The sequence below is a fragment of the Pantoea sp. sgz302252 genome (assembly GCF_047713085.1).
GTDB lineage: Bacteria > Pseudomonadota > Gammaproteobacteria > Enterobacterales > Enterobacteriaceae > Scandinavium.
Genome location: NZ_JBLFJW010000010.1, coordinates 39,931 through 59,310 on the forward strand (window position 1 = coordinate 39,931; position 19,380 = coordinate 59,310).

Annotated in this window: 18 protein-coding genes and 1 pseudogene; 8 read left to right on the forward strand and 11 right to left on the reverse strand. The window is 52.3% G+C overall.

Annotation, left to right across the window (positions count from 1 at the left end; genetic code table 11):
* Positions 1–31 precede the first annotated feature (31 nt).
* The 4 genes from ACLW56_RS09705 (at position 32) to mntP (ending at position 3,343) form a co-directional block, all read left to right on the forward strand.
* Positions 32–829 (forward strand): PTS mannose/fructose/sorbose transporter subunit IIC, encoded by a 798-nt coding sequence (locus ACLW56_RS09705; protein ID WP_330983574.1) that lies wholly within the window; start codon positions 32–34, stop codon positions 827–829.
* Positions 830–841: 12 nt separating this feature from the next.
* Positions 842–1,693, forward strand: a complete 852-nt coding sequence (locus ACLW56_RS09710) for a PTS mannose transporter subunit IID (RefSeq protein ID WP_330983575.1) — start codon at positions 842–844, stop codon at positions 1,691–1,693.
* Between the two features lie 218 nt (positions 1,694–1,911).
* Complete coding sequence (locus tag ACLW56_RS09715) at positions 1,912–2,370, forward strand: DUF986 family protein (RefSeq protein ID WP_330983576.1); 459 nt, start codon at positions 1,912–1,914, stop codon at positions 2,368–2,370.
* Positions 2,371–2,776: 406 nt separating this feature from the next.
* Positions 2,777–3,343 (forward strand): manganese efflux pump MntP, encoded by a 567-nt coding sequence (gene mntP, locus ACLW56_RS09720; protein ID WP_330983577.1) that lies wholly within the window; start codon positions 2,777–2,779, stop codon positions 3,341–3,343.
* Here mntP and rlmA read toward each other — a convergent pair.
* The 6 genes and pseudogenes from rlmA to mgrB all read right to left on the reverse strand — a co-directional run bounded on the left by rlmA (position 3,340) and on the right by mgrB (position 7,621).
* Entirely contained in the window at positions 3,340–4,134 is a 795-nt protein-coding gene (rlmA, locus tag ACLW56_RS09725; RefSeq protein ID WP_330983578.1) for a 23S rRNA (guanine(745)-N(1))-methyltransferase, read from the reverse strand. The two genes, mntP and rlmA, sit on opposite strands and share 4 nt — an antisense overlap.
* Positions 4,135–4,197: 63 nt before the next feature.
* Positions 4,198–5,931 carry a peptidoglycan glycosyltransferase FtsI gene (gene ftsI, locus ACLW56_RS09730; protein ID WP_330983579.1) on the reverse strand — a complete coding sequence of 578 codons (1,734 nt, stop codon included), beginning with the start codon at positions 5,929–5,931 and terminating at the stop codon, positions 4,198–4,200.
* A gap of 206 nt (positions 5,932–6,137) precedes the next feature.
* Entirely contained in the window at positions 6,138–6,347 is a 210-nt protein-coding gene (cspE, locus tag ACLW56_RS09735) for a transcription antiterminator/RNA stability regulator CspE (RefSeq protein ID WP_001062678.1), read from the reverse strand.
* A 12-nt stretch (positions 6,348–6,359) separates the two neighbouring features.
* A pseudogene (locus ACLW56_RS09740) lies at positions 6,360–6,504 on the reverse strand (DUF2627 domain-containing protein).
* Positions 6,505–7,108: 604 nt separating this feature from the next.
* Positions 7,109–7,402: a YebO family protein gene (locus tag ACLW56_RS09745; protein ID WP_330983580.1), complete on the reverse strand. Its 294-nt coding sequence runs from the start codon at positions 7,400–7,402 to the stop codon at positions 7,109–7,111.
* 72 nt (positions 7,403–7,474) lie between these two features.
* Positions 7,475–7,621, reverse strand: a complete 147-nt coding sequence (mgrB, locus tag ACLW56_RS09750) for a PhoP/PhoQ regulator MgrB (RefSeq protein WP_330983581.1) — start codon at positions 7,619–7,621, stop codon at positions 7,475–7,477.
* Between the two features lie 157 nt (positions 7,622–7,778).
* Between mgrB and ACLW56_RS09755 the strand changes: the two genes are divergently transcribed.
* Positions 7,779–8,018 carry a YobH family protein gene (locus ACLW56_RS09755; protein ID WP_330983582.1) on the forward strand — a complete coding sequence of 80 codons (240 nt, stop codon included), beginning with the start codon at positions 7,779–7,781 and terminating at the stop codon, positions 8,016–8,018.
* A 186-nt stretch (positions 8,019–8,204) separates the two neighbouring features.
* Here the strand turns inward: ACLW56_RS09755 and kdgR are convergent, their stop codons facing one another.
* Complete coding sequence (gene kdgR / locus ACLW56_RS09760) at positions 8,205–8,996, reverse strand: DNA-binding transcriptional regulator KdgR (protein WP_330983583.1); 792 nt, start codon at positions 8,994–8,996, stop codon at positions 8,205–8,207.
* A 177-nt stretch (positions 8,997–9,173) separates the two neighbouring features.
* Here kdgR and ACLW56_RS09765 point away from each other — a divergent pair, with 177 nt between their 5' ends.
* Entirely contained in the window at positions 9,174–10,547 is a 1,374-nt protein-coding gene (locus tag ACLW56_RS09765) for an MFS transporter (protein ID WP_330983584.1), read from the forward strand.
* A 211-nt stretch (positions 10,548–10,758) separates the two neighbouring features.
* Here the strand turns inward: ACLW56_RS09765 and htpX are convergent, their stop codons facing one another.
* The 4 genes from htpX to ACLW56_RS09785 all read right to left on the reverse strand — a co-directional run bounded on the left by htpX (position 10,759) and on the right by ACLW56_RS09785 (position 15,347).
* Entirely contained in the window at positions 10,759–11,640 is an 882-nt protein-coding gene (htpX, locus tag ACLW56_RS09770) for a protease HtpX (protein WP_330983585.1), read from the reverse strand.
* Between the two features lie 351 nt (positions 11,641–11,991).
* The gene (prc, locus tag ACLW56_RS09775) at positions 11,992–14,040 is read right to left on the reverse strand and encodes a carboxy terminal-processing peptidase (RefSeq protein ID WP_330983586.1); all 2,049 of its coding nucleotides are present in this window, start codon (positions 14,038–14,040) and stop codon (positions 11,992–11,994) included.
* A gap of 19 nt (positions 14,041–14,059) precedes the next feature.
* Positions 14,060–14,752: an RNA chaperone ProQ gene (gene proQ, locus ACLW56_RS09780; RefSeq protein WP_330983587.1), complete on the reverse strand. Its 693-nt coding sequence runs from the start codon at positions 14,750–14,752 to the stop codon at positions 14,060–14,062.
* Between the two features lie 97 nt (positions 14,753–14,849).
* On the reverse strand, positions 14,850–15,347 hold the full coding sequence (locus tag ACLW56_RS09785) for a GAF domain-containing protein (protein WP_330983588.1): 498 nt from the start codon (positions 15,345–15,347) through the stop codon (positions 14,850–14,852).
* A gap of 143 nt (positions 15,348–15,490) precedes the next feature.
* Here ACLW56_RS09785 and yebS point away from each other — a divergent pair, with 143 nt between their 5' ends.
* Positions 15,491–16,774 carry a membrane integrity lipid transport subunit YebS gene (gene yebS, locus ACLW56_RS09790; RefSeq protein WP_330983589.1) on the forward strand — a complete coding sequence of 428 codons (1,284 nt, stop codon included), beginning with the start codon at positions 15,491–15,493 and terminating at the stop codon, positions 16,772–16,774.
* Positions 16,743–19,379: a PqiB family protein gene (locus ACLW56_RS09795; RefSeq protein WP_330983590.1), complete on the forward strand. Its 2,637-nt coding sequence runs from the start codon at positions 16,743–16,745 to the stop codon at positions 19,377–19,379. The genes yebS and ACLW56_RS09795 overlap by 32 nt, the downstream gene beginning before the upstream one ends.
* Position 19,380: the final 1 nt, after the last annotated feature.

Sequence of the window (19,380 nt, forward strand, 5' to 3'; positions counted from 1 at the left end):
ACCTTAAGACTTACGTTATAGGAGAAGTACAATGGAGATTACCACTCTTCAGATTGTGCTGGTGTTCATCGTCGCGTGTATTGCGGGTATGGAATCGGTACTCGATGAATTTCAGTTCCACCGTCCGCTGGTCGCTTGTACCCTGATTGGCGCCGTTCTTGGTGACATGAAAACCGGTATTATCATCGGTGGTACCCTGGAAATGATCGCCCTGGGCTGGATGAACATCGGTGCGGCGGTTGCCCCTGATGCCGCGCTGGCGTCCATCATTTCAACCGTTCTGGTTATCGCAGGACATCAAAGCATCGGTGCAGGTATCGCACTGGCAATCCCACTGGCAGCCGCAGGCCAGGTTCTGACCATCATCGTTCGTACTATCACCGTAGCCTTCCAGCACGCGGCAGATAAGGCGGCTGAGAATGGCAACCTGACGGCACTGTCCTGGATACACGTTTCTTCCCTGTTCCTGCAGGCAATGCGTATCGCTATCCCGGCGGTTATCGTAGCTATCTCCGTAGGAACCAGCGAAGTACAGAGCATGCTGAATGCCATCCCTGAAGTGGTGACTGGCGGCCTGAACATCGCCGGTGGCATGATCGTGGTGGTGGGTTACGCGATGGTCATCAACATGATGCGTGCTGGCTACCTGATGCCGTTCTTCTACCTCGGCTTCGTTACCGCAGCCTTCACCAACTTCAACCTGGTTGCTCTGGGTGTGATTGGTGCCGTCATGGCAATTCTGTATATCCAGCTGAGCCCGAAATACAATCGCGTTGCAGGTGGCCCGGTACAGGCTGCTAACAACGATCTCGATAACCAACTGGACTAACAGGTGAGCGAAATGGTTGATATCACTAAAACTACCACTGAGAAAAAACTCACTCAGAGTGACATTCGTGGCGTGTTCCTTCGTTCTAACCTGTTCCAGGGTTCATGGAACTTCGAACGTATGCAAGCGCTGGGCTTCTGCTTCTCCATGGTACCGGCTATCAAACGCCTGTATCCGGAAAACAACGAAGCGCGTCGTCAGGCGATTAAACGTCACCTGGAATTCTTCAACACCCATCCATACGTTGCGGCGCCAGTACTGGGCGTGACGCTGGCGATGGAAGAGCAGCGTGCAAACGGCGCAGAGATTGATGATGGTGCCATCAACGGGATCAAAGTCGGTCTGATGGGGCCGCTGGCGGGCGTAGGTGACCCTATCTTCTGGGGTACCGTCCGTCCGGTATTTGCGGCACTGGGTGCCGGTATCGCGATGAGCGGCAGCCTGCTCGGTCCTCTGCTGTTCTTCATCCTGTTCAACGCCGTGCGTCTGGCAACCCGTTACTACGGTGTGGCTTACGGCTACCGTAAAGGGGTGGACATCGTTAAAGATATGGGCGGCGGCTTCCTGCAGAAACTGACTGAGGGGGCGTCAATCCTCGGCCTGTTTGTCATGGGGGCCCTGGTTAACAAGTGGACGCACGTGAACATCCCGTTGGTGGTTTCGACCATCACCGGTCAGGATGGTCAAACTCGTGTAACCACCGTGCAGACCATCCTTGACCAGCTGATGCCGGGCCTGGTGCCGCTGCTGCTGACCTTCGCCTGTATGTGGCTGCTGCGTAAGAAAGTGAACCCGCTGTGGATTATCGTTGGCTTCTTCGTCATCGGTATCGCGGGCTACGCGGTCGGCCTGCTGGGTCTGTAATATCGTGTTGTTCAGCCGGGGCCTTCGTGCCCCGGTTTGATATCCGACAAAGAAGGAAAAAGCGTGGTTTTTCCTTCTTTGTGATTATCAGCCGAAAATCAATAAATTGATTTTCCTTGTTTTTATCTGATTTCATTTGTCAGTCCTGCGATGAGCTCAGAGTCATTATCTGTTCAGCCGGGGCCTTAGGGCCCCGGTTTTTTATTTCTGGAGGTTCAATGACAATCACGGATTGGGTGCTGGTGCTGTTTATTGTGGCCCTGCTGGCGTACGCCATTTACGATCAGTTCATCATGCCGGGCCGTCACGGTGTTACGCGCCTTGCCATTCCTCTGCTCCGCCGTGGACGCGTCGATGGTCTGATTTTCGTCGGTCTGGTCGCTATCCTGATTTATCAAAATATCAATGCCCACGGTCAGTTAATCACCACATGGTTATTATGTGCTCTGGCTTTAATGGGGTTATATCTGTTCTGGATCCGCACGCCAAAAATTATTTTTAAACAAGAGGGCTTTTTCTTCAGCAACGTGTGGATTGCTTATTCCCGAATCAAAGAAATGAATTTATCTGAAGATGGTGTTCTGGTGATGCAATTAGAACAACGTCGTCTGCTTGTCAGGGTTAAAAATATCGACGACCTTGAACGCATTTACAAATTACTCGCTAATTCTCAGTGAGTTACATTTATAGCCATGGCTATATTTGCTGTTATATTGTGCAAAAAAATGTATAGCAATGGCTATATTCCCTCGGCCCATTCCCTCATATTTATTAACGATCCCCTTACCTATAAAGACAAATGAAAATCGTTATCAATAACTCATATAAATAGCGAGTTTTTGTTATTGTTTTATTTTCTCAAATTATGTTAAGGTTGCGCCGTCGTTGGGGAGTAGCCAATTTCCTTTCCCGGAAATGTACGTGTCAACATACTCGTTGCAAAACGTGGCGCGTACGGTTCATCAGCAAGATGAGCAGGCGAGACCATAGACATACCACCTGCATCATGGCCGGGTTGTTCGGGCATGGGTTTACTGGGGGCAGTGGTGTGTCATATGGATATTTCCCCGGTCAGGACAAGCGATGAATCTCTCAGCCACTATCTTCCTGGCTTTTGGTATGTCGATGGACGCATTTGCGGTATCGATAAGCAAAGGCGCATCACTTCATAAACCGAAATTCTCTGAAGCTTTACGCACCGGCCTTATTTTTGGCTGTGTTGAAGCCATCACCCCGCTGATTGGCTGGGGCCTCGGTATGCTGGCAAGCCAGTTCGTGCTGGAATGGAATCACTGGATTGCATTTGTCCTGCTGGTCTTCCTTGGCGGTCGAATGCTGATTGAAGGTTGGCGCGGAAATGAAGATGAAGAAGAGAAAGCACCCAGCCGTCACGGTTTCTGGCTGCTGGTCACCACCGCGATTGCCACCAGTCTGGACGCCATGGCGGTCGGTGTCGGCCTGGCCTTCCTGCAGGTGAATATTGTGTTCACCGCGCTGGCTATTGGCTGCGCCACGCTGGTGATGACCACCATTGGCATGATGGTCGGCCGTTTTATCGGCCCGCTGTTAGGCAAGCGAGCCGAGATCCTCGGCGGTATTGTGCTGATTGGCATTGGCGTCCAGATCCTCTGGAGCCACTTCGCCGGTTAATCTTCGCGCTGCCAGACCTGAATCAAAAAATCGGTCTGGCAGTCAAATGTTTCAAGCCCCGCCAGTTTTTCCCATACTTCCGGTTTTGCCCGCCATGCAAACGGCGTCATCTGCAATAAAGCGACCGCTTCACTGCCCTTTAGCTTCATCGGATAGGCAAGCTGCTGCGTTTCACTCAGACGAAAACCGGGAAGCGCTTCGCTGTTGGCTTCATGCAGTCGAATTTCATCGTAGATTAAGCCCTTGAGTTCCATCAGGTGACGCGGTCCCGGAGTGGCGGTAATCACCACCCCGCCCTGTTTCACCACTCTTTCCAGTTCTTGCGGATTACAAGGCGCGTAGATGCGAACGACCGCATCCATGCAGGCATCGCTAAAAGGCAGGCGCTGACTGGAAGCCACACAAAAATCCACCTGCGGGTAACGCTTAGCGCCGTAACGTACGGCGACTTTTGACACATCCAGCCCCCATGTGTGCTCAGCATTTTCAGCAAAAACGTGAGTGTAATACCCTTCGCCACAACCGATATCGAGAACATTGGCGGCGTTTACCTGTTTTAGCAGGCCACTGATGGCATCTCGCAGAGGCTGATAATGCCCGGCATCAAGAAATGCGCGACGCGCCTGCATCATCTCCGCGCTGTCACCCGGATCGCGCGAACGCTTGAACTGTACCGGCAACAGGTTCAGGTAGCCCTCTTTCGCCAAATCAAACTGATGGCGCTGTGGGCAGAGATAGCTGTTGTTATGGCGCTCAAGCGGTGCGTTACAGAGAGGACAACTCCAGGACATGATGACTCCGGTCACAGTAGAAAGGGCGAAAGTGTACCGCTATTCGCCCTTCAGGTGAATGGATTACAGCGCCGGAGCCACACTGTTGCTATCGTGCATCACAATGAGATTATCGGAACCCGGCGCAATGCCGTCCGGCATGACATTTTCCAGGCGCAGCACATCACCCATAATCTGGCTGAAGACAGGCGCAGAGACTGCCCCGCCGTAGTAATCGCCGTTTTGCGGATCGTTGATGACCACCACCAGCGCATACTGAGGATTGCTGGCTGGCGCGACACCCGCGGTATAGGCAATATATTTGTCGATGTACTTACCGTCTGGCCCAATCTTCTTCGCCGTACCGGTTTTCACGGCCACGCGATAGTCGTGCACCGCCGCTTTAATTCCCCCACCGCCGGGTAAAGCAACGCTCTCCATCATATGTTCAACCTGATGCACAATCTCCGGCGACATCACCTGATGGCCAATAACCGGCGGGTCGATTCGCGTAATGGAAAGTGGCCGCTCCATCCCAAAGCCCCCAATCGTGGCGTAAACATGGGCAAGCTGAAGCGGGGTCACCATCAGGCCATAGCCAAAGGCAAACGTCGCACGATCGAGCTGTCCCCAAAATCGACGTTGCGGCATCAGGCCCTGGCTTTCCCCGGTTAACCCTAATCCCGTTGATTGCCCAAAACCGAAGGCTTTATAAGTATCCAGCAACCGCTGAATCGGCATCGCCAATGACAAATGCGAAACGCCCGTGTCGCTCGATTTTTGCAAAATACCGGTGAGTGTCAGTTCAGGATAGTAGCCCACATCGCGGATCCTGTGCCCGTCGACAACATAAGGATGCGTATCCACCACGCTGTCTGGCTGGACAATGCCCTGTTGCAGCGCGGTCATGATTACCAGGGGTTTTACCGTGGAACCGGGCTCGAAGGTGTCGCTGATGGCACGATTGCGGAAATCATCGAGTGTCGCCTTGTCGCGATTATTAGGATTAAAATCCGGGAAACTCGCCATCGAGAGGATTTCACCGGTATTGATTTTAATCAGTACCGACGCGCCCGATTCCGCCTTGTTCCAGCGGACGGCATTGTCCAGAGCGTCTTCGGTGACGGTTTGCAGCCGCTCATCAATACTGAGCTGCAAGTTATGCGCGGGCACCGGCGTTTGCTCGGTCAGATTTTCAATGACGTGACCATGGCGGTCTTTACGCACCAGACGTAACCCAGGTTTTCCCTGCAGTTGGGTATTAAAACTTTTTTCAACGCCCTCAATGCCCTGGTCGTCGATATTGGTGAAGCCAATCAGATTAGCCGCCACGTGCCCGGCAGGGTAAAAACGACGCGACTCATCACGCAGATTGATGCCCGGCAGATGCAGCTTTTCAATCCAGTTTGCCTGTTGGGGATCAACCTGGCGAGCCAGATAAAGGAAGCGAGAGTGAGGATGCAGGGTAATGCGCGTCGTCAGTTCGGTGAGTGAAATATGCAACGCATTCGCCAGTGCCTGCCAGCGGGCGTTGTAGCCAATTCCACCTTTTTCTATGAGCGTTTGCGGATCGGCCCAAATGGCACTGACTGGCACGCTGACCGCCAATGGCCTGCCTTCACGATCGACAATCATACCGCGCGGAACATCAATGGGTTCTTCACGCAGTGAGCGCATATCTTCTTGTTTGACGAGATTATCCGGGGAAACAATTTGCAGCCAGCCGACACGTGCCAGCAACAATCCAAGACAACATAAAATTCCCACACACACCAGCCCAAAACGGACAGGGGTAAAATGATGGCGATGGTTCTGCACTCCGCCTCCCGGGTTATCATTTACAACCCAATGATTTAACGTGAAAAGAAGCCAGGATAACCGTTAAACAATGCTAATAATGATGTGGATTTGCAACAAAGCGCGACAGAGGCGGGATGCAGACATAGTTTGCAACGGAAAGTAAAAAGCCCCGCTAAGAGCGAGGCTTTATGGCTGATGTCAAATAGAGATCAGTGGATTCGTAATCAGATAGCGGTTACGTTAACAGCTGCTGGGCCTTTCTGGCCGTCCTGAATTTCGAACTCAACGTTCTGGCCTTCAGCCAGAGTTTTGAAGCCGTTACCCTGGATTGCAGAGAAGTGTACGAACACGTCTTTGCTGCCGTCAGCAGGAGTAATGAAACCAAAACCTTTAGACTCGTTGAACCACTTAACTTGACCTTTAATCTTTGCCATTTGCAAAATTCCTTAGAGTGTTTTCTTCGCCCGAGGGCACTTACCTAGCTAAAACTGAGACATTACTGCATGAGGCACTAATATAAGGTTCGGCAGAGAAGCGGTATTCAACGACAACGTCTTTACTCAGGACTTCTTTACTGAAAATGCCACACATAGACAGAACTGTACCTCGTTTAACCCAAAACGTGTTATCACATACAACGTTAATAATGGCAAGCCATTTTTAAACGTGACTCGATCGGTCGCACAAATCCTAAAACAAAGTTTGTTTGTCTGCACATTTATGCGTCTTTTCTCATCGTCTATCCGCTGTGGTAACTCACCTGTGACAGCGGGTTCACACAGCGTTTCTAACACTTTTTTACCTTAGCTCAATAGGTTTAGATCTGTCCAGGTGTGCTCAGTGCAAACCCGATATTTTTCTAAACTTCGAAATAAAATTGCATAAATATGCTTCAAATTGAAGTGACCAGACTTATAAAGTTCAGGGGATATATCAGAGTAAAATATGAGTGATGATGCACCATAATAATGAAACGCTGATGACAATGCCTCATTCTGGCGCAATAAAAACGTTTCGCTGCGTTTTGGAATCCATCATCTAAAAAAGCGGAGACAATATTAAAAAAATTTTACAAGCGGAGTGCGAAAAATAGTCAGGAAGGTCAAGACGGATAAGTGATAGTTAAGAAGAAAAGAGTATAGCGTCGGGGTCATGCCCTTCCCGGTAGTCAAAGGCCACCGGGAGGAGTGCTGGTTCAGCGTTCCGCCACCAGACGGATAAAATCGTCACCTTCTTCCTGAGCCTGAACTTGCTCTGCGGGTTTCACCGGCTCGACTTTCTCCGGTTCATTCGCTTCACAAAGACGGCGCAGTAAAGCCGTTTGACGCTTTTGCTGATCCAGAAGTGCTTCCAGAAGTTCAATCTGCTCATTGCTGCGGGAGCTTGCGCGGTTCACAAAGAACCACAGCACAAGACCGATGACCAGTACCAGTAAAGAAACGACCAGCGAGGCCAGATTAAGCATGCTGGAATTCATCAAATCAATCATTTCACCACCTCAAATTGAAGCCATCATTCTACCACTCAGCCTGAGGAAGGAAATCATCGGCAAGAAAAAAGCTTACCAGGGAATGAATTTATTGATGGTGCAAATACCGCTGAAGAACTGAACATCCTGATCGCACAGCACGTTAATCATCTGGGTCCACAGCAACGTACAGACCAGCAGAAGGATAGCAATCAGAATGACCCACCGTAACTTTTTCACTCCGCACTCCGGATAACCACATTTGCCAATAGATTAGCACGCTAACCTTAAACCGCGGCTAACTGTACTGGAGACTGTTCATTTTAGGAATCATTGACTTGTTTCAGAGCGTGAACAAACTACTCTTATGCCCGGAAGTCAAAATAATGAGGCAACTATGCGCTTGATGATTCGCACAATTATTGTACTCGCGATTGTTTGGATCGCACTGCTTTTAACGGGCTATGGAGTACTTATTGGCAGCAATGAGAATGCCGGCGGCCTAGGATTACAGTGTAAATATGTCACCGCGCGTGGCACGAGTACCGCACAATACATTCATTCAGACAGCGGCATTATCGGGTTAACGAACTGCCCTGTACTGCGCAAAAGTGAAGTTGTTGTCGACAAAGGATAACGACAACCTGTCTACACAAAAACGCCGCAAACAGATGCTAACACCGTTAGTTTAAGACCGAGATATCCGGGGCGACCACCGGGTTTGGCGTCCCTCCGGGAACCAAATCCCGGAGTTTCCCCTAATTCATTGGCTTAAGTGAACGGCATTAGCAAACAGATGCGGCGTTTTTTGTGGTGTCAGCCATCAGAATGGATAGTCGTTGTAACCCATCTGTTCTGAAATTTTACGCGCTGCGGTGTGCAGCATGCTGACATATTCGTGCAAACGCTCTTCGGAAAAACGCAGCGTCGGGAAGGAAATGCTCAGACCCGCAATCACCACGCCAAAGCGATCGAAGACCGGCACGCCAATGCAGCGCAACCCTTCTTCCTGCTCTTCGTTATCTTCGCCATAACCTTGCTCGCGCACCTGATCGAGCAGTGGCAGCAGTTCTTCGGTATCACTGATAGTACGTTCAGTGCTGCGCTTGTATTCCACATGTTCCAGAATCTGCTTCACTTCTTCGCGGTCACGCCAGGCCAACAGCACTTTACCAATTGCGGTGCTGTACAGTGGATTACGGCGGCCAATGCGCGAATACATGCGCAGGTTGTACATCGAGTCGATTTTGTGGATGTAGACAATGCTGTCTTCATCCAGCGCGCCAAGGTGGATGGTCTCTTTGGTCAGACGAGACAGCTCACGCATCTGAATATCGGCACTGCGAATCAAATCCACATTTTGCAGGGAACGCGCGCCCAATTCAAACAGCTTAAGGGTCAGCGAATACTTCTCTGATTCACCTTCCTGCGCCACATAGCCCAGCGATTTCATGGTCTGCAAAAAACGATACACCGTGCTTTTCGACATCATCACACGCTGTGACAACTCGGTGATCCCTATCTCATGCTCTTCCCCAAGGGCCTGCAAAATGCCGAACACCTTCAATACAGAAGAGACAGAATCTGGCTGTTTATCCAAATCCGCAACTGCCATTCATCACCTCATCGCGACTGTTTTATAAAAATCAGAACTGGTTTTTAGTATAATTTCGCGCAGCTTTCACCGCAATCACTCTTCTCTCGCTTCGTTACAAATCTGCGACATACTGCTGAATAATCAATGCTAAGATAATTATCTGCATAATGATTTCAAGAAAGACCTATTTTTCACATGGATAAAACAGCCCCCGACGGCTTGCCGCTCCCGCAGCGCTATGGCGCGATACTCACGATTATTCTCGGCATTTCGATGGCTGTGCTCGATGGCGCGATTGCCAACGTTGCACTGCCGACCATTGCCAGCGACCTCAACGCCTCACCTGCCGCCTCAATCTGGATAGTTAACGCCTATCAGATTGCGATTGTTATCTCGCTGCTCAGCCTCGCCTTTTTGGGTGATATGTTCGGCTACCGACGCATCTATAAATGTGGTCTGGTGGTGTTTACCTGCACTTCGCTTATCTGCGCCCTTTCTCACTCGCTTGAAATGTTAACCCTGGCGCGTGTCGCGCAAGGACTGGGTGGTGCCGCACTCATGAGTGTCAACACGGCACTCATTCGTCTTATTTATCCTCAGCGGTTTCTCGGCCGGGGAATGGGCATCAACTCCTTCATCGTGGCGGTGTCTTCCGCTGCGGGCCCGACGATTGCTGCGGCGATCCTTTCTGTTGCCTCGTGGCAATGGCTGTTTTTAATTAACGTACCGCTGGGGATTATTTCTTTCGTCCTTGCAATGCGGTACCTGCCAGCAAACCCCGCGCGTAGTCAGGCCTCACGCTTTGACCTGCCCAGCGCGGTGATGAACGCTTTAACCTTTGGTCTGTTGATCACGGCGCTGAGTAGCTTTGCGCAGGGCCAGTCCCTTCAGTTGGTTCTGGCTGAAATTGCCGCAATGTTAATTGTCGGGTTCTTCTTTGTTCGTCGACAGTTGAAGCTGCCAGTTCCGCTGCTTCCTGTCGATCTGCTGCGTATCCCGATTTTCTCGCTCTCCATCTGCACGTCCATTTGTTCTTTCTGTGCGCAGATGCTGGCGCTGGTTTCCCTCCCCTTCTTCCTGCAATCCGTCATGGGACGCAGCGAAGTCGAAACAGGATTGCTGCTGACTCCGTGGCCGCTCGCCACCATGGTGATGGCCCCTCTCGCCGGTTACCTGATTGAGAAAGTTCACGCAGGATTGCTGGGCGCGTTGGGCCTGGCCGTCATGGCCTGCGGGCTGTTCGCGTTGGCATTACTGCCCTCATCGCCGCACGACCTGGATATCATCTGGCGGATGATCCTTTGCGGCGCAGGTTTTGGCCTGTTTCAGTCGCCCAATAACCACACCATCGTGTCTTCTGCACCGCGCAACCGAAGTGGTGGCGCCAGCGGAATGCTCGGCACTGCGCGTTTGCTTGGACAAAGTACCGGCGCTGCATTGGTGGCGCTGATGTTTAACCTTTTTGGGACGCACGGTACTCACACCTCACTGCTGCTTGCTGGCAGCCTGGCGGTGATAGCCGCTATTGTCAGCGGGTTACGCATCACACAACCGCGCGCCGGAACATAAAAAAAGCGCCTCAGTTGAGGCGCTCAGACTGCTGACAAAGAAGGAAAAAGCGTGGTTTTTCCTTCTTTGTGGTTATCAGCCGAAAATCAATAAATTGATTTTCCTTGTTTCTTATTAGGCACCCTATGACAAATCTTCATTCGTTAGAGGTTTGTCATCACTCTCAGCGCCTCATTTGAGGCGCTTTGCTTTAGGTCGTGCTGTGAATACGTTATTTCAGATACTCGCCGCTGCGCAGCGCTTCGATGCGTTTGTCCAGCGGTGGGTGAGTCATGAACAGCTCGCTCATGGACTTCGCCTTCCCGTTGATGCAAAACGCCATCATGCTGCTGGCTTCCTGCGGCTCATAGCTGGTTTTCAGGCGCTGGAGCGCGGCAATCATCTTTTCGCGGCCGACCAGTTTGGCTGACCCCGCATCCGCATGGAATTCACGGTGACGTGAGAACCACATAGTGATGATGCTGGCCAGAATACCAAACACCAGTTCCAGTACCGTTGCGACGGCAAAATAAATCAGCGGGTTGCCGTTGCTGGATTCCCCTTCATCGCGGTTGCCACCCAGGAAACCGGCTGCAATCTGCGCGATAACGCGGGAGATAAAGATAACAAAGGTGTTCACCACACCCTGAATCAGGGTCATGGTCACCATGTCGCCGTTCGCGATGTGGCTGATTTCATGCGCGATAACCGCTTCCGCTTCATCGCGACTCATGTTTTGCAGCAACCCTGTGCTGACCGCCACCAGAGAGGCATCACGGCGAGCACCGGTAGCAAACGCGTTGATGTCCGGCGCGTGATAAACCGCAACCTGCGGCATGGCGATGCCGGCCTGACGTGACTGCTGTGCCACCGTGTTCATCAACCAGCGTTCTGTATCATTGCGTGGTTGCTCGATGACTTCCCCGCCCACGGACTTCAGCGCCATCCATTTCGACATCATCAGTGAAACGATGGAGCCACCAAAACCAAACAGCAGCGCCATGATGAGTAAGCCGGTCATGCTGCTCGACTGAATTCCTGTCAGGCTTAGCACCAGCCCAAACACCACCATAACGGCCAGGTTGGTCATCAGGAAGAGCGCAATTCGCATCATAATTTTATTAACCTCGTTGTAACAATACGCACTATGCGATACCCCATATCGTATGGGTATGACGAGGATTTTCAACTATCCGGGGGCGCTAAGTCACGAGAAAAACACAACTTTACATTAACAGGTAACTCGCTGACGGGCTCAAGAGGAAGATAAAAAAACAGGCACAATTGCTTGTGCCTTATATTTCAAACAAAAAAGGAAAAAGCGTGGTTTTTCCTTTTTTGTGGTTATCAGCCGAAAATCAATAAATTGATTTTCCTTGTCTTCTGTACCGTGACATCTTCTCGTACGGTACATAAATGAAGATTGCCACCCTATACAGGCACAATTGCTTGTGCCTGTTGGGGATTACTTGGTGGCTTTCGGATCGGCCGCCGGTCTGTCCTTTTCCATATCCGCCAGGTCGACGGCAATATGAACAGTTTCATCCAGATACGGATCCGGTTCCTGATAATCCTTCGGCAAATCGTCCAGTTTCTTCAACGGTGGTTTGCCTTCACGCTTGTAGCGATCGTTGATTCGAGCCAGACGCGTAGCATCATCTTCCTCATTCTCTTTCTCACGCTGAGCGTAATTCAGTGAGGCAATATTGCGGCGCTCTTTGAGTGCATTGAAGCGAGCAATATCTTTCATGATGTACTGGAATTCTGGATCTTTGGCGATGCGATCGTTATGCGCTTTCAGTAATTCTGGCCCGAATGGCGTCAGATCGCCTGCTTTGACGTAGGTCGCAGCATTAATGCTATCCCACGGCAGCGCATTGTCTTCAAACTTCTCGCCCGTTTCCGTCTCTTCGCTGCCTGTCGGCATCATGATGTCCGGCGTGACACCTTTACGCTGAGTACTGCCGCCATTAATGCGATAGAACTTCTGAATGGTGTACTGAACGGAACCCAGAGCAGGCCATTCAGGGCGCAGCATCTGATCGTAAATACGGTTCAGTGAACGGTACTGCTGAACGGTGCCTTTACCGAAGGTTGGCTCACCGACAATCAGCGCACGACCATAGTCCTGCATGGCAGCGGCAAAGATTTCCGAAGCGGAAGCACTGAATCTGTCGACCAGAACAACGAGTGGGCCTTTGTAATAAACCACGCCGTCGGTATCGCTGTCTTCGCGAACTTTACCGTTGTTATCACGCACCTGAACCACAGGGCCGGATGGGATAAACAGACCAGAAAGCGAGACCGCTTCCGTCAGTGCTCCACCGCCGTTACTGCGCAGGTCAATGATAATGCTGCTGACATTCTGTTTATCCAGTTTCTGCAGCTGTGCTTTGACGTCATCCGTCAGGCCAACATAGAAACCTGGAATATCCAGAACGCCGACTTTCTGCGAACCTACCGTTTTAACGGACATTTTCACAGCGCGGTCTTCAAGGCGAATACGTTCACGCGTCAGCGTCACGATACGTGTTTTCGTGCCTTTGCCCGCTGGCAGAATTTCCAGGCGAACTTTACTGCCCTTCGGCCCTTTGATCAGCGCGACAACGTCATCAAGACGCCAGCCGATCACATCGACCATTGCCTTGCCTGTCTGCCCTACGCCGACAATGCGATCGCCTACGCTAATCGCTTTGCTCTTCGCTGCCGGACCGCCTGCCACCATGGAATTGATGACGGTGTAGTCATCGTCCATTTGCAGCACCGCACCGATCCCTTCCAAAGAAAGGCTCATTTCGGTGTTGAACTGCTCAGTGTTACGCGGAGACAGATAATTGGTGTGAGGATCGATTTCGTGGGCAAACGAGGTCATCACCAGTGAGAACACATCTTCACTGTTGGTCTGGGCCAGGCGACGAATCGCGAATTTATAACGACGAGTCAGCGTGTCGCGGATCTCTTTGTCGTTTTTCCCCGCCAGCTTCAGGCTCAGCTCGTCATACTTCACTTTGCCGTCCCACAGCGCATTCAGCTCGGCCTGATCTTTCGGCCATGGCGCTTTGCTGCGGTCCAGATTGAAGCTGTCGTTGCCGGTGAAGTCCATCGGGCGTTCAAGCACTTTCAGCGCGTATTGATAGCGCTCAAAGCGGCGTTTTTGCGCCAGATTGTAGAGATCGTAAAAAACATCCAGCTTACCGCTGCGCAATTCGTCGCCGATTTGCGTTTTACGCGGTTCAAATTGAGCGATATCACTTGCCAGCAGCACGTTGTGGCTGTAATCCAGCAGGTTGAGATAGCGGTCAAAAATTTTCGCCGAGAACGCGTTATCGAGATCGAACTGGCGATAATGAGAACGGGTAAAGCGAGACGTCACACGCTCGCTCACCGTCGCGTGCTGCGCCTCTTCCTTTAAAACGGGGATCTGGGAAGCCTGCGTAATATCGTCCACGGCGAACGACTGGCCTGCCATTAACAGCATGCCAGCGAGCGCGGTGACTTTAAAGAGTTTGTTCATGCCTGGCCCGGCCTCCGTTTCAGAACATCAAATGTTCTGCGCGTACAATCATTGACATACCAGAAGTCAGCTGTACACGAACGCCATCTTTGGTGATTTCCAGAACCGTGGCGTCCATTGCATTGTTGCCCGCTTTGACTTTCAGGGCCTGGCCCACGGTCAATGCAGACAGATCTGATACAGGGGTAAAACGCTCTTCACGCTCTGGGCGTGGCGCTTTAGCAGCGGCCGGTTTGGCGGCATTGCGTGGCCTGGTCGCACCTGTGTCTTTGCGCGGGGCAGCCGGACGCGGTTTGCGTTCACGACGTGGCGCATCAACAGGCTCACCCGCAGCAATGGCGGCTTCGCGTTTTTTCGCCTGCTGCTCAGCACGCTGGGCCTGCACACGCGCTTTGGCTTCTTCGAGCTGCTGGCGGGCGTGAGTCACATGCTGTTCATCCAGAACGCCGCAAGGGTTACCGTCGAGATCAACACGGGTCGCACCCGCTTTGATGCCGTACAGGTAGCGCCAGCTGGACGTATAAAGACGTAAAGCGGAACGAAGTTGGGTTTTGCTGAGATTCATCTCACCCTCAACACGCGCCACCAGATCCTGAAAAATACCAATTTTCAGCGGGCGTGCTTCGCCTTCAGCACTGAAACACTGTGGGAATCGTTCGGCCAGAAAAGCGATAACTTCTTTACTGCTATTCAACTTAGGTTGATTTTCCATGAAATTTCCTGATTACAACGGACGTAGCCAACATACCGCGGGCATGAACAGGCGTCATTATAATGACGCCATCGGTAAATGCTACGTTATCCGTTGATTATCCTGCGACAGGCTGAAAGAATTTGTGATAATCGGTCACAGAGAGAACCTCTTCGAGGTGCTCAACCAGCTCGCGCAGACCCTGTTCGTCTTCCGCTGTGAAGCGCGAATACTCAGGGCTGTCGATATCCAGAACCCCAATCACCTGGCCGTTGACGACTAACGGAAGGACGATTTCGGAGTTGCTGGCCGCATCACAGGCAATGTGGCCGTCAAAGGCATGCACATCTTCCACACGCTGAACACGATTTTGCGCGATCGCGGTCCCACAAACGCCCCGTCCGACCGGGATTCGCACGCAGGCAATCTTGCCCTGAAAAGGCGCCAGTACCAGCGTGTCACCTTCGAGAAGATAAAAACCTGCCCAGTTAACCTCAGACAGGCGCTCAAATAACAGCGCACTGGTATTGGAGAGAGTCGCTAAGAAACTGGTTTCACCTGCCATTAATGCCTGAAAATCGCGGTTAAGATCCGCGTAAAACTCTGTTTTGTTCATTATTCAATCACTTATTGGATGTCTTCGATGCCGGTTAATGCCGACGCATAGCCTCTTTACATAAGCATTAAATGCGCTCAGGCTCAAGATGAATCCATTCATAGGTTAAGATAGAGTTATACATTCATTTCTAAAGCGAATAAATGGCACTACGAGCTTCTCAACTAACGCCTGCGAAAAAAATCACGGTTCATGCCATCGGCAACCCCATCGCACCGCCAGCGTTCCACCGCTGTCCGCAATGCGACACGCTGTTCAGCCTGCCGGTGGTGAAGTCGCATCAGAGCGCCTATTGCCCCTGCTGCGATGCCAAAATTCGCGACGGGCGAGACTGGTCATTAACGCGCCTTGCCGCGATGGCCGTCACCATGCTGCTGCTGATGCCTTTTGCCTGGAGTGAACCGCTGCTCAGGCTCCATCTGCTTGGCGTGCGTATCGATGCCGATGTGATGCAAGGCATTTGGCAGATGACCGATCAAGGCGATCCTGTTCCTGCCGCCATGGTGCTGTTCTGCGCTGTCGGCGCGCCGCTGGTGCTGGTTATCTCCATCGCTTACCTGTGGCTTGGAAACATTCTGGGCATGAATTTGCGCCCCGTGCTGCTGATGCTCGAAAGGCTCAAAGAATGGGTGATGCTGGATATTTACCTGGTCGGCATCGGCGTGGCGTCAATCAAAGTGCAGGATTATGCGTTTCTGCAGCCGGGCATTGGCCTCGTCGCCTTTATCTCACTGGTTCTGCTGAGCATTTTGACGATTATTCACCTCAACGTGGAGCAGCTCTGGGATCGTTTTTATCCCCAGCGCCCTGCTCTTCGCGCCGATCCCGGGTTGCAGGTTTGTCCTGGATGCCATCACACGGGCTTTGCGGATAGCCGCGGTCGCTGTCGTCGTTGCCATGTCCCGCTTCACCACCGTCGGCCTTACAGCCTGCAAAAATGTTGGGCAGCCCTGATTGCTTCGATAATCTTTTTGCTTCCGGCAAACCTGCTGCCCATTTCGATTATCTATGTGAACGGCGCGCGTCAGGAAGACACCATCATGTCGGGCATTATGGGCCTGGCGAACAGCAACGTGGCGGTCGCCGCCGTGGTGTTTATCGCCAGTATTTTGGTGCCTTTCACCAAGGTACTGGTGATGCTGACGCTGCTGATTTCCATTCATTTTAAATGTGAGCAAGGCCTGCGAACCCGAATTTTGCTGCTGCGTCTGGTCACCTGGATTGGCCGCTGGTCGATGCTCGACCTGTTCGTCATCTCGTTAACCATGTCGCTCATCAACCGCGACCAACTTCTTGCTTTTACTATGGGACCCGCTGCGTTTTATTTCGGCGCTGCGGTAATATTGACTATCCTTGCTGTTGAATGGCTGGACAGCCGCTTACTTTGGGATGCACATGAGTCAGGAAACGCCCGCTTCACCGACTGAAGCGAGAATTAAAACAAAACGCCGTATCTCGCCCTTTTGGCTGCTGCCGGTTATCGCGCTGATGATTGCCAGCTGGCTCATCTGGAACAGCTATCAGGATCGCGGCACCACCATCACCATCGACTTTATGTCTGCGGACGGTATTGTCCCCGGCCGCACGCCTGTGCGTTATCAGGGCGTGGAAGTGGGCACCGTCCAGGAAGTGCGCCTGACTAAAAATCTGAATAAAATTCAGGTCAAGGCCAGCATTAAAGGCGACATGAAAGATGCGTTGAAAGACGAAACGCAATTCTGGCTGGTCACGCCGAAAGCCTCACTGGCTGGCGTCTCCGGGCTAGACGCGCTGGTCGGCGGGAACTACATCGGGATGATGCCCGGCGGGGGCAATCCGCAGGAGCACTTTACCGCGCTGGATACTCAGCCGCGCTATCGGCTCAACAACGGCGAGCTGATGATTCATCTGCATGCGCCGGATTTAGGTTCGCTGAACAGCGGCTCGCTGGTCTATTTCCGTAAAATCCCTGTCGGCAAGGTTTATGACTATTCAATCAACGCCAATAAGCAAGGCGTGACCATCGACCTGCTCATTGAACGCCGCTTCACCAATCTGGTGAAAAAAGGCAGCCGTTTCTGGAATGTCTCGGGCATTAAAGCCGACGTGGATTTCAGCGGTGCGAAAGTCCAGCTTGAAAGCCTGGCCGCACTGGTCAATGGTGCCATCGCGTTTGACTCGCCGGAAGACTCCAAAGCAGCGGATCAAAACGACGAATTTGGACTGTACGAAGATTTGGCTCACAGCCAGCGCGGCGTCATCGTCAAACTGGATTTACCGGATGGTGCAGGTCTCAAAGCCGGGTCAACTGCATTGATGTATCAAGGCCTGGAAGTGGGTCAGCTAACCAGGCTGAATCTCAACCCGGGCGGTGCTGTCACCGGCGAAATGACCGTTGACCCAAGCGTGGTGAACCTCTTACGTGATAATACGCGTATCGAGATGCACAACCCTAAGCTGTCGCTCGATAACACCAATCTCAGCTCGTTGCTGACCGGCAGCACCTTTGAACTGGTGCCGGGTGAAGGCGAACCGCGCGATCATTTTGTCGTGGTGCCAGCAGACAAAACGCTGTTGCAGGAACCCGGCGTAATCACCCTTTCGCTGACAGCACCTGAATCCTATGGCATTGATGCCGGGCAGCCGGTGATTTTGCATGGCATCAAAGTCGGCCAGGTGCTGGAACGTAACCTGTCGAATAAAGGCGTCTCTTTCTCGATAGCCATTGACCCTCAGTATCGTGACCTGGTGCATGGCGACAGCAAGTTCGTAGTGAACAGCCGTGTCGATGTCAAAGTGGGCCTTGACGGGATTGAGTTCCTCGGGGCCAGCGCCAGTGAGTGGATCAGCGGCGGCATTCGTATTCTGCCCGGCGATAAAGGGCCAATGAAGACGGAATACCCGCTGTTTGCCAATCTGGAAAAAGCACTGGAAAACAGCCTGGGCGATCTGCCGACCACCACCCTGACGCTGACCGCGGACACCTTGCCGGACGTTCAGGCCGGTTCCGTGGTGCTGTACCGTAAATTTGAAGTCGGCCAGGTCATTACCGTCCGTCCTCGTGCAAATGCGTTTGATATCGACCTGCATATCAAACCAGAGTATCGCCAGTTGTTAACGCAAAACAGTGTGTTCTGGGCTGAAGGCGGCGCAAAAGTACAACTGAATGGCAGTGGTTTAACCGTACAGGCTTCACCCCTTTCGCGTGCGCTGCGTGGGGCAATCAGCTTCGACAACCTGAGCGGCGCAGGGGCTGGCGCTCGTAAAGGTGACAAACGCATTCTGTATCCTTCTGAAACCGCGGCTCGCGCCGTAGGCGGGCAAATCACGCTGCATGCCTTTGACGCCGGGAAGCTGTCCGCGGGGATGCCAATTCGTTACCTGGGTATCGATATCGGGCAAATCCAGACTCTGGAACTCATCACCTCGCGTAATGAAGTCCAGGCAAAAGCCGTGCTTTACCCTGAGTACGTAAACACCTTCGCGCGCGGCGGAACACGTTTCTCAGTGGTCACCCCGCAGATTTCCGCAGCGGGCGTTGAGCATCTGGATACGGTTTTGCAGCCTTACATCAACGTCGAACCTGGCCGCGGCGGTAATCCGCGTCGTGACTTCGAACTGCAGGAAGCCACCATCACTGACTCACGGTATCTGGACGGCCTGAGTATTGTGGTGGAAGCGCCGGAAGCCGGATCGCTGAGTATCGGCACGCCAGTGCTGTTCCGCGGAATCGAAGTGGGTACCGTAACAGGCCTGCAATTGGGCTCGCTGTCCGATCGTGTGATGGTTGCCCTGCGTATCAGCCAGCGCTATCAGCATCTGGTGCGTAACAATTCGGTGTTCTGGCTGGCTTCTGGCTACAACCTCGACTTCGGCATTATCGGCGGCGTAGTGAAGACCGGGACGTTTAACCAGTTCATCCGCGGTGGCATCTCGTTTGCCACACCGCCAGGCACGCCATTGGCGCCGAAAGCGCAGGAAGGTAAACACTTCCTGTTGCAGGATACGGAACCGAAAGAATGGCGTGACTGGGGCACTGCCCTGCCTCGATGAC